The organism is Propioniferax innocua (genome assembly GCF_006716235.1).
In the GTDB taxonomy this organism is placed as follows: domain Bacteria; phylum Actinomycetota; class Actinomycetes; order Propionibacteriales; family Propionibacteriaceae; genus Propioniferax; species Propioniferax innocua.
Map to the genome: position 1 here is coordinate 274631 of NZ_VFOR01000001.1, position 15047 is coordinate 289677.

Consider the following 15047-nt stretch of genomic DNA (forward strand, 5'->3'; position numbering starts at 1 on the left):
GTGTCTCCTTGGCTCAGGTGGGGGTCAGAGGTACTTGCCGGCGGAGAGGAACTCGACCAGTTCAGCGGCTCCGGAGCCGTCCTCGTCGGTCACGACGCGTCCGGCCTCCTTCGGCGGACGCTCATTGGTTTCGGTGACCTGCGTGTACGAGGCCTCCATACCGGCGTCCTCGAGGTCGAGGTCATCGAGATCCCACTCGTCGACCTTCTTCTTCTTGGCGGCCATGATGTTCTTCATCGACGGGTAGCGGGCCTCACCCGACTGGTCGGTGACCGACACGATGGCCGGCAGCGCCGCTTCGATGTGCTGGGTGCTGGTGTCGGTGTCGCGCTTGAGCTTCACCGTGCCACCATCGACCGAGACCTCCGAGCCCATGGTCACCTGCGCCCAGCCGAGGCGCTCGGCGAGCATCGCGCCCATGACGCCCATACCGCCATCGGTGGACGACATGCCGGTCACCACCAGATCGGGACCGATCTTCTCGATCGCGGCTGCGAGGATCTTGCTGGTGACCATGGCGTCCGACCCGTGGATATCGTCATCGCACACATGGATGCCGGCGTCAGCACCCATCTGAAGGGCCTTCTTGATGGCGTCCGACGCGTCGTCGTCGCCCATGGTCAATGCAACGACCTCGACGTCGTCGCCGGCCTCCTTGATCTGGAGCGCCTGCTCGACCGCATACTCATCGAGCTCACTGAGGAGCCCATCGGCGGCGTCGCGATCCACGGTGTTGTCATCGGCGAATTCGCGGTCACCCGTGGCGTCGGGCACGTATTTCACCAGCGTGACGATCTTCATCTCACTCCTCCATGAGTTGGGTTTCCCACATATTACCAGCCGGTAACGTGCGGAGGGTGCCAGATTTGCATCCAGCGATCCGTCACGAGTCATTCTCACAGACACCACCGACGACACTGCAGTGACCCGCCGTTAACCGAACCGGCGGAACGGCACGCAGGGAGCCCGAAAGTCAAGGATTCAGGCCGAACCCGGTAGAGTCACGTTGCTGTCCGCGGGCCCCCGTGGCGAAGACGTCCCCCCAGGAGGAACCATGACCGACCATGTCGGCGATCCGTCTCCCACCGACATCGACGCGAAGCACGCCATCCCCCCGCGCATGCCGGCACCACAGGACACTGCGCGACTGGGCGCCCATCTCGACGACAGCGGCTGCCGCTTCACACTCTGGGCACCCCGTGCCGAGCGAGTGGAACTGGCTCTGCTCGATGATCAGGATCACCAGATCAACCACGACATGGCGGGCCCCGACGATGAGGGAGTATGGGAGGTGCACGTTCCCGGCGTGGAGGCCGGAGCGATCTACGGCTACCGCGTGCACGGCGAATGGGCCCCAGGCAAGGGCCAACGCTTCAATCCCGCTCGCCTCCTGCTCGATCCCTATGCCCGTGCGATCACCGCCGGTGTCGACTACAACGGCCCGATCCTGGACCATCCCGCCGACGACGCCTACGAGCTCGATCCCACCGACTCGGCAGGAGCCGTCCCGTGGTCGGTCGTGGTGGCCGAGTCCGAGCCACCGACTCCGATCGCCGAACGCAAGCCGCTGAACCAGAGCGTCATCTATGAGACCCATCTCAAGGGGTACACGCGTCTGCATCCGCAGGTCCCCGAACACCTGCGTGGCACATACGCAGGTTTCGCCTACCCCGCCGTCATCGAACACCTCAAGGACATCGGCGTCACGGCGGTCGAGTTTCTCCCCTGCCACCATTTCGTCTCCGAGCCCTTCATCGTGGGACGCGGTCTCTCGAACTACTGGGGCTACAACTCCATGGGCTTCTTCGCCCCACACGCTGCGTATGCATGGTCCGGCACCCGGGGCGAACAGGTCGCCGAATGGAAGGAGATGGTCTCGGCGCTGCACGAAGCGGGCATCGAGGTCATCCTCGATGTGGTCTACAACCACACCGGCGAGGGTGGCCACGAGGGCCCGACGCTCTCCTACCGGGGCATCGACCATGGCGGCTACTACCGCCTCACCGACGATCTCCACAACGACTACGACGTGACCGGCTGCGGTAACTCGGTGGACACCTCCCAGCCGGGGGTGCTCGAGCTGATCCTCGACTCCATGCGCTACTGGGTCACCGAGATGGGCGTCGACGGGTTCCGTTTCGATCTCGCCTCGGAACTGATCCGTGACGAGAACCATCACGTTGACCAGAACCACGAGTTCAAGCGACGCATTGCCGAGGATCCGGCCTTCGACGGGATCAAGATGATCGCCGAGGCCTGGGACATGGGCCCGTACGGATACCAGGTCGGCGCCTGGGGCCCCGGATGGAGCGAATGGAACGATCGCTTCCGCAATTACATCCGTGACTTCTGGCGCGGAGCCACCAGCGGCGTCGGGGAGCTGGCATCCCGGCTCAGCGGTTCGGGTGACATCTATCAGGACGGACGCGACAGCCAGGCGTCGATCAACTTCATCACCGCGCACGACGGCTTCACCCTCCGTGACCTCGTCACCTACGACCACAAACACAACGAGGCCAACGGCGAGGACAATCGCGACGGCAACGACGACAACCGCTCCTGGAACTGCGGCGTCGAGGGTGAGACCGACGACCCGGAGATCAATGCCCTGCGTCACCGTCAGGTCAAGAACATGATGGCGACGCTGGTGCTCTCCACCGGCGTGCCCATGATCACCGCGGGCGACGAGATGGGTCGGACGCAGGAGGGCAACAACAACGCCTACTGTCAGGACTCCCCCATCTCCTGGGTCCATTGGGACACCCGGGAGAACTGGGCCGATCTGATGGGCATGACCCGTGAGATGCTGCGCCTTCGCGCCGAGCACCCAGCCCTGCATCGCGCTGCCTATGGCGCCCACGATGAGATCCAGGTCGATGGAACCGGCGTGGGGCGCTTTGACCTCACGTGGTTCGGCAACGAGGGCACCGAGATGGGTGAGGGCGAGTGGAATGATCCCGGTCGTCGCACGCTCGGCCGCTACACCTCCACCGAGGACGAGGCCTTCCTGGTGTTCGTGCATGCCGGCGCCGAGGCCACCGAGGTGGTTCTGCCCGGTGAGCCGTTCGCGCAGTCGTGGCGGGCCGTGGCGCACAGCGGATTCGCCGGTGATTTCCCCGACGCCGATCAGATCCTTGAAGGTGGATCGCGTCTGCATATCCCGGGACGCTCCCTCGTGCTGCTCGAGGCGCTGCTCCCCAACCCGTTCGCCACAGAGGCCGACGCGGTGGGTCTTCGCGACGACTGATCAGCTTCCACCCGCGCCCGGAAGCGCGATGTCGGGCCCCACGTTCCAGCCGGAGCGTGGGGCCTCGGCGTTTCGGGAGGGCGCCAGCTCTGGTGTATCCGGCCCCCGCAGCTCGATCAGGTCGAGGGCGTTGAGGGCGGATTCGTCATGGTCACCGGGTACGTAGAGCGGGATCCGGACCGGTTCCCGCAGTCCGATGGCCGACGCGAACGGGCCTCCGTTCTTGGATTGGAAGGCGATGCTTCCGGGCCGTTCGGAGTCCGACAGGATGAAGTCCGGAATCTCCACTGTGCCCGGATGGGGTGCAGGCTGGTCGAGGCAGGGTGTGAAGAACGCGAGGTTCCAGGCAGTGGCCACCGTTGCGTCGTCGACGAGGTCGGTGAAGGGCGTCACCTCGGGCACGCGGGGGGCGGCGACGACGAAGTCGACCAGTTCACCGTTCGGCCCAGGGGCTGGGGCCCCGTCCAGGATGTTGCGACGCCACGTCGCCGGCCCGTCGGATTCGGCGACGACCCTGAAGGTGGATGCTCCCGTGGGCGGATGGATGCGGATGTCGCTGTAATCACTGGTGCCCAGAAATTTCAGGATCGGGTCAAGGTCCTCGGTGGTCCCGTCGTCGTACTCGACCCGCACCCGGTGGGCTTCGTCGGCCCCGGCCACCGGGATGACGATCGGCAGTTCACCGGTGCTCACCGCGTCCGGGATGTCGATCCATCCGGATTCGAACGAGTCCCTCCCCTCGGCCCGCCACACGGGCAGTCCGATGCCGGGGTCGGTGCGCATCCGCTGTTTGGCCGCAGGTTCCAGATCGAGAACGCCCGCTGCCGGATCGAGTTCGACGGCGAGGCTCTCCTCGAGTCGGCACCCGTCGGCCCGCATGGCGTCCAGGGCGGCCGCCCCCATCGTGTAGGGGCCGCCCGGGGTCAACGGATCCCGGCGAGCCATCGCCTGGGCGGTGTTCGCGAAGGTCCCGACGGTGAAGCCCACCTGGGCCACCGCCAACACGACCGCCCAGAACCTGACGATGGCGCGTCGGCGTCGCTGCGTCCACCACGCCACGATGCCCAGGGCGATCCCGGCCGCGACCAGCCCCGGCCACAGGGGGACGCCGGCGATGGCCAGAGGTTTGGTGTCGGCGATGTGCCCGAGGGTCCCGAGCTTCCACCACGTGTTGGCCCGGTGGAACGCGAGCCCGGTGAACGCTGCGGTAAGCCCCACGAGGGCACCGGTGAGCCAGGGTCGGAGGCGCTCGGGAGGTTCATCGGCGAGCATCACGTGCACCACCACCCCGGCGGCCAGGGGGCCGATGAGGATCAGTGCCCCGAAGTGGTGCGGAAGTTTGGTGGGGCTGACGGCCATGACCGGCACCAGAGCCAGGGCGGTCCACACCATGAGTCGGCAGGCGCGAACGTCCACCCCGGGCACCCGCGGCAGCCGCCGTCCGGCCACGAGGACCAGAACCGCGCCGAGTGCCAGGACCGCCCAGTAGGTGACGATCTGTCTGGTCGCGAATGACATGAAGAGCCGGAAGTAGCGCAGAGGATCCATCCAGACCGGGTAGATGGGGCCGTAGGCGGTGCGGGCGTCGGTGGCGGCGATGACCGTACCGAGGCTCTGATCGGCGAACATCGCGAGGAAGACCGACCCCAGCGAGGCGAGGCCCAGGATTCCGGCCGCGGCGTACTCCCACACCGGGCGTCGACGAATCCAGCGCCACAGCATGGGAGCCGCGAGGATCAGGGGCGTCACGGCCCACAGGCCCGTGGGGCCGGTGCCGATCGTCCACGACGCCACCGCGCAGGCGAGCACCAGCGGCACCAGGGATTCACGGGTGTGCGCGTCCAGCACGAGCAGTAACACGATCGCCGTGCCGACGGCGAAGAAGAGTTCTGGACGCAGGGAGTTGCCGTAGACAAGCCAGCCGAGCAGGAACGTGGCGGTGAGCGCCGCTCTCGACCAGCGTCCGGCGCCCGGGATCAGACGCGGCAGGAGCCCGTGACGCAGGATTCCCCAGCCGACCAGAGCCAGAACCCAGGGCCACAGTCGCAGCCAGACAGGTTCCCAGGAGATCTCTCCGAGTCGGGCGATGATCTGGTACTGCCACCCGAAGGGGGCTTCGGGCACGTTGTTCCACCGCACGTAGTTGCCGATGAAGCCGTTGGTCTCGGCCGTACCGGCGATGAGCCGGATGAAGCCGTCGTCATCGGTGGCTCCTCCGGCCACGACCCCGAACGCGGTGGCGAACAGGACCGCGGCGTCCTCCCACCGTGGGCGCCACCTCGACGACGGAGGTGGACGCCGTGGAGCGGCCCAGGCCAGCAGCACGAATGCCGCCATCAGCATGACACCGGCCGCGACTCCGACGATGATCTTCGCGCGGGTGGGACGGGTGTCGAAGCGGGTGTCGGCCCTCATGCTCACGTCAATGCGCGTACCGGCTGCTTGCGCCTCCGGGGTCAACGCGAGCGAGTCGATCGCGGGACGGTGATCCTCTCGGATGATCGAGTGTTCCTCGGTCGTATCGACCCGACCCGGGGTCGACGTCATCACCAGGGCCTCTTCATCGATCTCGAGGTAGAGCGGATCCGTCGTCTTCTCCGGGAAGCTGTGGGACACCGATGCCCCACCGATCCGCGCCTCCAGTTCATCACCGCGGCGTTCCACCTCGAGCGCCTGTTCCTGCAGCATGGGATCGGCCGAGCGCACCGTCTCCATCAACGGGCCCTCCGGGACATCTCCGGAGATCGTCACGGTGATGCCAGCGGGCCGATAGGGATTCAGGGGAACCTCGACGTCGCCCTCGGTCGACGACCACGAGTAGTGCAGCGTCCGTTCCATGACGGGCATCAGCGGAAAGAGCGCAAGGAGCATGCCGGCCACCAGGGCCAGAGCCGCGATCGGAAGATGCACACGCCACATCACAGCCGACAACCCTAGACCCGCCCCCGGCTCTGACGGTGTTCCCCTTCGAGAAGCTCACACTCGGCTGGTAATCGCGGCGGAATCCCGACAATCCACCGCGTGCCATCAGCATCCTTCACCGCACGGCTGTAGTCCGTCGGCTCTACAACCTCGCTCACGAAAAAGTAAGCGGCCCACCCATAGTCCGGCTCCGGTCTCAATATGTCCATCCGTCCGCACCAGTAATCCAGCCCTGGGCGCTTGAATTCCGCAGTCACCACGAAGGGGCGCTCAACGCCCAGCTTCACCGAACGGACCGCGAGCTCCCCACGTTCTACCGCCGGCCTGAGTTGCTCTGCGACATGCTCTCTCAGATACCCGGCAATCTCGTTACGGATATCGCTGTCCATCCACTCGTCCTTGTACGTGATGTCTTATGAGCCTCTGCCTGAGTATGTCAATACGCAAGACATCCACAATGAGTGCTCTGACCAGGCAGGAGGCTGCGGGCCGTGCCCCGGACCGGATCGAGATATGACAGAAGCGGCCCCCGAACCGAAGTTCGAGGGCCGTTTCACACGATCAGGGCCACAGGGCCTGGCAGACCGTCAGCCAGCCAACGTGGCCAGTCCCAGTTCGGCGATCGTCGAGAGCTGCTCGTTGCGCGGCACCACACGGATCGTGCATCCACGAGGACCGGTGATCGTGGCCTTGTCCCGTGTCTTGTACCGGTAGTGGTTGTCGCCCAGATCGTCCACGCCGGTCACGTCGACGATCCGGAGGTTGTCCAACTCACCGTTCTCGTCCACGTCGCCGAACACGAGCTGCACGGCCACGTCATCGGGAGTCAGCGCGCCCAGGTGCACATCACATTCGACATCGACCGGGTCTCCCTCGTTCAGCTGGAACGCGCGGGTGATCTCGGCGTCACCACAGCGCAGCGTCACATCCTCGATCCGGACGTGATGCCATTCGGTACGCACACGGTTCTTCCAGTGGGCGAGGTCGCCCGCGGATTCGGCGTCCAGCTTGGATGCCGAGAGGGATGCGGGTGCGTAGTACTGCTCCACGTAGTCACGCACCATGCGCGAGGCGAGGATGTCCGGGCCCAGGTGCGAGATGTTGTCGCGCATCATCTGGATCCACTCGAGGGGCAGACCGTTGGCGTCGACGTCGTAGAAACGCGGCACCACCTGATGTTCGATGATGTCGTACAACGACGCAGCCTCGGCACGGTCACGCAGTTCGGGATCGCTGATGCCCTCGGCCGACGGGATCTCCCAGCCGAACTCGGGGGCGAACAGCTCGTCCCACCAACCGTCGCGGATCGAGAGGTTGGCCGCGCCGTTGAGGGCGGCCTTCATACCCGAGGTGCCGCACGCCTCGTAGGGACGCAGCGGGTTGTTCACCCACACGTCACAGCCGGGGTACAGCGGACGGGCCAGCGAGATGTCGTAGTCGGGGAGCACGACGATCCGGTGACGCACGTCCTCCTGATCGGCGAACTGCACCATCGTCTGGATGAGCGATTTGCCCGTGTCGTCGGCCGGATGGGCCTTGCCGGCGATCACGATCTGGATCGGCCGCTCCGGATCCAACAGCAGACGCTTGAGTCGCTCGGTGTCCTTGAGCATCAGCGTCAGACGCTTGTAGGACGCGCCACGGCGCGCGAAGCCGAGCGTCAGGATGTTCGGGTCGAGGGCACCATCCACCCAGTCATCGCTCATCCCGCGCTTCTGACAGCTCAGACGCAGGCGCTCGCGGGCCATGTTGACCAGGTCGCCACGCATCTGTCGCTTCAACGACCACAGGGTGTTGGCATCGACGCGCTGGGCCGCGGACCAGTCGACCCCGTCGATGACGTTGTGGTTGTCGTCGGTGGGCGAGTCGAGCAGTTCGAGCAGCTCGGGGTGTACCCACGTGCGGTGGTGGACGCCGTTGGTGACCGCGCCGATCGGCACCTCGTCCTCGGTGAATCCGGGCCACAGGCCATGGAACATCTCGCGGGAGACCTCACCGTGGAGCTGCGAGACGCCATTGCTTCGCTGGCCGAGTCGCAGCCCCATGACGGCCATGTTGTGACGGTGCGGATCGCCCCCGGGGTAATCCTCGGCGCCCAGCGCCATGACCCGGTCCAGCGGGAGGCCGAAATCGCGGAACTGGTCGGACACCATCTGACGGTCGAAGCGGTCGATACCGGCGGGCACCGGGGTGTGCGTGGTGAAGACGTTTCCGGCGCGTGTGCGCTCGAGCGCGGCGTCGAAATCGGCACCCTCGTCCATGTACTCACGGATGCGTTCGAGACCGAGGAAACCGGCGTGGCCCTCGTTGCAGTGGTAGACGTCCGGCGCCTCGCGTCCTTCGATGCGGCAGAACTGACGCACCGCGCGCACGCCGCCGATGCCCAGGAGCACCTCCTGGTCGAGACGGTGCTGGGCACCGCCGCCGTAGAGGCGGTCGGTCACCAGTCGCAGGTCGGCGTCGTTGGCGTCGATGTCGGCATCCATCAGCAGCAGCGGGATGCGTCCCACCTGTGCCACCCAGACCTCGGCGGTCAGTGTGCGGCCGCGGATCGGCACCTGCACGGTGACGGTGGTGTCGCCGTCCTGCAGCGGCTTGACCGGCAATTCGGCGTTGTGGAGCGTCGGGTAACGCTCCTGCTGCCAACCGCTCGCGTCGAGGTACTGGCGGAAGTAGCCGTGGCGGTAGAGCAGACCGACGCCGATGAGGGGGACGCCGAGGTCGCTGGCTGCCTTGAGGTGGTCACCGGCGAGGATGCCCAGGCCACCGGAGTACACCGGGAGCACTTCGCTGACGCCGAACTCGGCGGAGAAGTAGGCGATGCCGGTGGGCAGTTTCTCGACGTTCTGATGCCCATGACGTTGGAACCAGCGCGGGGATTCCATGTAGTGCTCGAGGTCTTCGGCCAGAACGGTCAGGTTGCGGACGAACTTCTGGTCTTCGGCCAGGGCTGCCAAGCGCTCGGGGGAAACCCGAGAGAGCAGGGCTATCGGATCGTGATGGACCTCATCCCACACCAGTGGGTCGATGGCTCGGAACATCTCACGCGTTCGGTCGTGCCACGACCAACGCAGGTTCGCGGCGAGAACGCCAAGGGGTCGGAGGGCTTCGGGGAGGACGGGCTTGATACGGAACTGCTTGATGGCTCGCACGTGGCCAAGCTATCCGATGCCCACGACACATATCACCACCCCACCACTCGTTGCGTCTCCCGCCTCGGGAGATGCGGGACTCGACACCGACGCGGCACCACCGCCAGCTCACACCTCCCGCCCAGAAGAACAGGGGCTCGCTCAGGAAGACCGGGCTCGGCCCATTGAGCCCCTACACGCATCGATTTTCTTTTAGGACAGACCGTGTCCGCATCCACCCCTCACAGGGGCAGATTCTCGGCTATCGAGGACGGGATGTGTCCTAAAAGTTTTTCCACGTATGTGAGGGGCGCCGGTCCACCCGCGCTGTGTTCCGCGTAAACCTGAATTTTCCTCGCGCAACTCGAGCGGTTCCACGTCGGCTGCCCGCACGAGGAGTCGTCGGTTTCCCGAACGAGGATCCGGCGCGCATGCGGTGTCGGTTCGAGGCCGAACTCGCCATCGAACGTGAGCGCGGGCGTTCCTCCTGCTGATCACACTGATCTACGCCGTGGTCACGCCGCCGAGCGTGAGCGCAGACGTTCCTCACGTGCACTCCCCCGCGTCACGTGGCGTCACGGCTAATTCGCTAGATTGGCCGACGTGACGGAACAGCCAGTCCAAGACCCCCGTAACGACGACGCGGCAGCCGCCGCCAGCCGCAGTGATTCGGCTGCCAGGACCCCCCTGCCTCCGGCGACCTCCATCGGGCGGATCCCGGTGGTGAAGGTCTCCCCCGTGATCGAGGACGGGACCCATCCGGCGAAGGCGACGGTCGGCGAGGAGTTCCCGATCCGCGCCACCTACTTCCGCGAAGGACACGACGCCGTGGCCGGCACGGCGGTGTTGACAGCACCGGACGGCACCCAGCACACGTGGGAGATGACGCCCTGTGAACCCAAGGGGTGGAATCGTTACGAGGCCTGGGTCAGCTGCGACACCGAGGGCCCGTGGACATTCCGCGTCGAGGCCTGGGATGACCCGTGGGAGACCTGGCATCACAACGCCGAGGTGAAGTTGGCCGCAGGCATGGACGTTGCCCTCATGCTGATGGAGGGCCGTGCGCTCTTCAACGAAGCCGCGGACGCCGCCGATCCGATCTCCCAGGACGACGCCGCTGCCCTTCGTCGGCTGGCGCAGCTCAGCGATCCCGATACCGCCGACACCCCGGACCCCGAGCGTGATGCCGAGATCCTCGGCGCTGCCGCCCGGGAGTTGATGGCGCAGCACCGCCCGCGTCGCCTCATCTCCCCGACCCAGGAGTTCCCGTTGTACTGCGACCGTCAGCGTGCCCTGTTCGGCGCCTGGTACGAGTTCTTCCCCCGTTCTCAGGGTGCGTACCGCGACGAGAACGGACAGTGGGTCTCCGGCACCTTCGACTCCAGCCATGAGCGTCTCGAGGCCGCAGCAGCCATGGGCTTCGACGTCGTGTACCTCCCCCCGATCCATCCGATCGGTGACGCCTTCCGCAAGGGCCCCAACAACACCTTGACCCCCGAACCGGGAGACCCGGGATCTCCTTGGGCGATCGGCAACACCACCGGCGGACATGACGCCATCCACCCCGAGCTCGGCGATTTCGATGCGTTCGGCCGCTTCGTCGCCCGCGCGCACGAGCTCGGCATGGAAGTGGCACTCGATTTCGCTCTACAGGCCTCCCCGGACCACCCGTGGGTGACCGAGCATCCCGAGTGGTTCTCCGAGCGGCTCGACGGCACCATCGCCTATGCCGAGAATCCGCCCAAGAAGTATCAGGACATCTACCCGATCAACTTCGATCGCGCCCCCCAGGGGATCTATGCCGAGTCGTTGCGGCTGATCAACTTCTGGATCGACCGCGGGGTCACGATCTTCCGTGTCGACAACCCGCACACCAAACCATTCGAATTCTGGCAGTGGCTGCTGGCCGAGGTGCGGAAGAATCACCCCGAGGTCATCTTCCTCGCCGAGGCGTTCACCAACCCCGAGCGCATGCACACTCTCGGCAAGATCGGTTTCCAGCAGTCGTACACGTATTTCACGTGGCGCAACGAGAAGTGGGAGATCGAGGAGTACCTCGGCGAGCTCTCCACCGAGATGGATTCGTTCTACCGCCCCAACTTCTTCGTCAACACCCCCGACATCAACCCGCGCTTCCTCCAGACCTCCGGCCCGGCGGGATTCGCGATCCGCGCGGTGCTGGCATCGACGCTCTCCCCCACCTGGGGTGTGTACTCGGGCTTCGAACTGTTCGAGGGGGACCCCCTGAAGATCGGTGGCGAGGAGTACCTCGATTCGGAAAAGTATGAGTTCCGTCCCCGCGACTGGTCCGGTGGGGCTCGTGGCAACCTCAACGGGTTCATCGGTCTGCTCAACCGTCTGCGTCGGGAGAACCCCGCGCTGCAGCAGCTGCGTCACATCGATTTCCACCATGTCCCGCACGATCAGGTGATCGCCTACAGCAAGCGTTCCAGCTCGGCGGAGGACGCCAACATCGTGTTCGTGGTCTGTTCCCTCGATCCGCACAATCCGGTGGAGTCCGAGGTGTACATCGACCACGAGGCCCTCGGCGTCCCGCAGGACGCGGTCCTCGAGATGCATGACATGGTCACCGGTGCCGAATACCGCTGGGGGCCGCGCAACTACGTGCGTCTCGAACCCTCCAACCCAGCCCACATCTTCACCGTCCGTATCGGGTGATCATGGACCGCGCCACCGCAGTCGAGACCACGGAGGACGACCTCCGATGGTTCAAGACCGCCGTGTTCTACGAGGTCATGGTGCGGAGTTTCGCCGACTCCAACGGTGATGGGGTCGGCGACTTCGCCGGACTGGCGTCGAAGCTGGACTACCTCCAGTGGTTGGGGGTGGACTGTCTCTGGCTGCCGCCGTTCTTCCCCTCCCCGATGAAGGACGGCGGCTACGACGTCTCCGACTATCGCGGTGTGATGCCCGAGCTCGGCACGTTGACCGAGTTCGCCGACTTCGTGGAGCGTGCCCACGATCGTGGGATCCGCATCATCACCGACTTCGTGATGAACCACACCTCCGATCAGCACCCGTGGTTCCAGGCGTCGCGCAATGACCCCGACGGCCCCTACGGCGATTTCTATGTCTGGTCGCAGACGCCACAGTTGTACGAGGACGCCCGCATCATCTTCGTCGACACCGAGGAATCCAACTGGACCTTCGACGAGGTGCGCGGTGAGTACTTCTGGCATCGCTTCTACTCCTCGCAGCCGGATCTGAACTTCGAGAACCCCACCGTGGTCGACGAGGTGATGTCGGCGATCCGGTTCTGGCTCGATCTGGGCATCGACGGGTTCCGGCTGGACGCGGTGCCCTACCTCATCGAGGAAGACGGGACGAACTGCGAGAACCTTCCCGGAACGCACGACATCCTCAAACGTGTGCGCACGATGGTGGATGAGCACTATCCCGGACGCATCCTGCTCTGCGAGGCCAACCAGTGGCCGCAGGACGTCGTGGAGTACTTCGGCGATGACGACGAATGCCACATGGCCTTCCACTTCCCCGTCATGCCACGGCTGTTCATGGGCCTGCGTCAGGAGGACCGGACCAGCATCTCCGAGATCCTGGCCGACACACCGGAGATCCCCGAGGGATGCCAGTGGGGCACGTTCCTGCGCAACCACGACGAGTTGACCCTCGAGATGGTCTCCGACGCCGACCGTGAATACATGTGGGACGAGTACGCCCCCGACCCACGGATGAAGTGCAACATCGGCATCCGGCGTCGGCTGGCCCCTCTCATGGATGGTGACCATGCACGCATCCGGCTGCTCCACGCGATGCTGCTGGCCCTTCCCGGTTCCCCGGTGCTGTACTACGGCGACGAGATCGGCATGGGCGACAACATCTGGCTCCCGGACCGTCACGGCGTCCGCACCCCGATGCAGTGGGCCCCACAGGAGGGCGCTGGGTTCTCCGAGGCGGCCGAGACAGATTTCTTCCTGCCCCTGATCCAGGATCCGTCATTCGACAAGACACTGGTCAACGTCGAGGACCAGATGATGGATCCCGGTTCGCTCCTGCACTGGCTGCGAGCGATGCTGGTGATCCGTGGCAATCACGAGGTCTTCGGCCTCGGCACCTTCACCGACCTCGGTGGGGAGAACACCGCGGTGTTCTCATTCCTTCGTTCGCATGTGGACGCAGGTGGCGTCGAGCAGACGGTCCTGTGTGTGAACAATCTCTCCGGCGAACCCCAGACCGCCGAACTCGATCTCGGTGCGCATCTGGATCTGACCGGCCTTCTCGGTGTCCGTCCTGAGAACCTCCTCGCCGACCACGAGACCGAGCCCATCACCGAAGATCCCTACGTGGTGGATCTTCCCGCCCATGGTTTCACGTGGCTGCATCTCACCCCGCAGCATGCGGAGCATCCTGTGCCCCTCGCAGCCCCTGACAATCCGAACGATCAGGAGAGTGAGCATGACTGAGCCCTACCCGACCCCCGGTCTGCAGGACGTGGCCCAGGTGGTGTGGCAGCACGTGAGCACGGCCCGCTGGTTCGCCGACAAGGGACGGGGCTGCCACCTGGCCCGGATCGTCCCACTGCCGTGGCTCCACCGCAGCGATGACCTGGCGGTCCGCCCCGAGCTGGTGGAGGTCCGGTTCGACGATGGTTCAGAGCCGCACTGGTATCAGGCGCTGCTTGCGTACGCGCGCCCCGAGACCGCGGACGCCGAGGGGAATCTGGGTCGCGTCGACACTGCAGCGGCCCCGGGTGCGCTCACCGAGGGGGCGCCCACCCCCGATCACTACGTGCTGGCCGACGCCACCCGCGTCCCCGCCGCGATGACCGCGGTGCTCGATTCGTTCACCGATCAGACGCTGAGCGACAACGGGCCCGCCCGCCTTGAATGTCATCTGGTGGACGATGGCTACCTCCATGATCGTTCCGGCCGTGAGGCCGACCTCTCCCCCGTGCTGTTCACCGGGGAGCAGAGCAACACCTCGATCATGTACGGGCGTACCGCGATGTTGAAGGTGTTCCGCCGGCTCGAAGCCGGTGAGAATCTCGACATCGAGGTGCATCGCGCACTCGTGGCCGACGCCGGTGCTCCGGTGGCCAGGCTCCACGGCTCGGTCCGCGTGCAGATCGCCGACGGACCGGAGATGGACTTGGCCATGCTCGCCGAGCAGTTGCGCGAACCGGTCAATGGATGGGAACTCGCGGTCTCGGCCGCCAGCTCGAACACCGATTTCAGCGATCATGCCCGCGGACTCGGCCAAGCCCTGGCTCAGGTGCATGGTGCCCTGGCGCGTGCGTTCGACACCAGTGCCGTCGATGGCGGGACCGTGGCCGCGTCGATGCGGACCCGACTCGAGAGCGTTGCGGGGCAGGTCTCCGAACTCACTCCCCACCGTGAGGGGCTCGCCGGCACTTTCGCAGCCCTTGAGGGGCGCCCGCTTCCGGTGCAGCGAGTGCACGGTGATTTCCATCTGGGACAGGTTCTGCTCAGTGAGGACACCTGGCGGATCATCGACTTCGAGGGTGAACCTCTCAAGTCCTTCGCTGAACGTCGCCAGCTCGATGCGGTGTGGCGCGATATCGCAGGGATGCTGCGCTCCTTCGACTACGCCGGTGCGACTGCGACCCGCTCCGGCGCCGACCCCGATGCCGCCTCGGCCTGGGTCGATTCCTGCACCGACGCCTTCCTCGACGGCTACGGCGCGATGGTCACTCCCGAGTTGCGGGCCTACATGGCCGACAAGGCCATCTATGAGGTGCTGTACGAAGC

General features: G+C 65.6%; 7 protein-coding genes and 1 pseudogene. 4 read left to right on the forward strand and 4 right to left on the reverse strand.

What is annotated here, in order from left to right:
* Positions 1–24 precede the first annotated feature (24 nt).
* Entirely contained in the window at positions 25–801 is a 777-nt protein-coding gene (locus tag FB460_RS01280; protein ID WP_170209896.1) for an electron transfer flavoprotein subunit beta/FixA family protein, read from the reverse strand.
* 319 nt (positions 802–1120) lie between these two features.
* Here FB460_RS01280 and glgX point away from each other — a divergent pair, with 319 nt between their 5' ends.
* Positions 1121–3247 carry a glycogen debranching protein GlgX gene (gene glgX, locus FB460_RS01285; protein WP_142093286.1) on the forward strand — a complete coding sequence of 709 codons (2127 nt, stop codon included), beginning with the start codon at positions 1121–1123 and terminating at the stop codon, positions 3245–3247.
* Here glgX and FB460_RS01290 read toward each other — a convergent pair whose 3' ends face one another.
* The 3 genes from FB460_RS01290 to glgP all read right to left on the reverse strand — a co-directional run bounded on the left by FB460_RS01290 (position 3248) and on the right by glgP (position 9321).
* The gene (locus FB460_RS01290) at positions 3248–6166 is read right to left on the reverse strand and encodes an arabinosyltransferase domain-containing protein (protein ID WP_246044274.1); all 2919 of its coding nucleotides are present in this window, start codon (positions 6164–6166) and stop codon (positions 3248–3250) included. It abuts the gene before it with no gap.
* Positions 6167–6180: 14 nt separating this feature from the next.
* Positions 6181–6558: a hypothetical protein gene (locus FB460_RS01295; RefSeq protein WP_142092326.1), complete on the reverse strand. Its 378-nt coding sequence runs from the start codon at positions 6556–6558 to the stop codon at positions 6181–6183.
* A gap of 198 nt (positions 6559–6756) precedes the next feature.
* Complete coding sequence (glgP, locus tag FB460_RS01300) at positions 6757–9321, reverse strand: alpha-glucan family phosphorylase (RefSeq protein WP_142092327.1); 2565 nt, start codon at positions 9319–9321, stop codon at positions 6757–6759.
* 582 nt (positions 9322–9903) lie between these two features.
* Between glgP and FB460_RS01305 the strand changes: the two genes are divergently transcribed.
* From FB460_RS01305 to FB460_RS13250, 3 genes and pseudogenes are all read left to right on the forward strand, one after another.
* Complete coding sequence (locus FB460_RS01305) at positions 9904–11979, forward strand: alpha-1,4-glucan--maltose-1-phosphate maltosyltransferase (RefSeq protein WP_425466946.1); 2076 nt, start codon at positions 9904–9906, stop codon at positions 11977–11979.
* Positions 11980–11981: 2 nt separating this feature from the next.
* Positions 11982–13742: a maltose alpha-D-glucosyltransferase gene (gene treS, locus FB460_RS01310; protein ID WP_142092329.1), complete on the forward strand. Its 1761-nt coding sequence runs from the start codon at positions 11982–11984 to the stop codon at positions 13740–13742.
* A 541-nt stretch (positions 13743–14283) separates the two neighbouring features.
* Positions 14284–14787, forward strand: a pseudogene (locus FB460_RS13250) (phosphotransferase); the annotation flags it as partial.
* Positions 14788–15047: the final 260 nt, after the last annotated feature.

Bases quoted from the DNA above. Each gene is read 5' to 3' on its own strand.
- FB460_RS01290 (WP_246044274.1), bottom strand. From the start codon at position 6,166: ATGTGGCGTGTGCATCTTCCGATCGCGGCTCTGGCCCTGGTGGCCGGC.
- FB460_RS01280 (WP_170209896.1), bottom strand. From the start codon at position 801: ATGAAGATCGTCACGCTGGTGAAATACGTGCCCGACGCCACGGGTGAC.
- glgX (WP_142093286.1), top strand. From the start codon at position 1,121: ATGCCGGCACCACAGGACACTGCGCGACTGGGCGCCCATCTCGACGAC.
- treS (WP_142092329.1), top strand. From the start codon at position 11,982: ATGGACCGCGCCACCGCAGTCGAGACCACGGAGGACGACCTCCGATGG.
- FB460_RS01295 (WP_142092326.1), bottom strand. From the start codon at position 6,558: ATGGACAGCGATATCCGTAACGAGATTGCCGGGTATCTGAGAGAGCAT.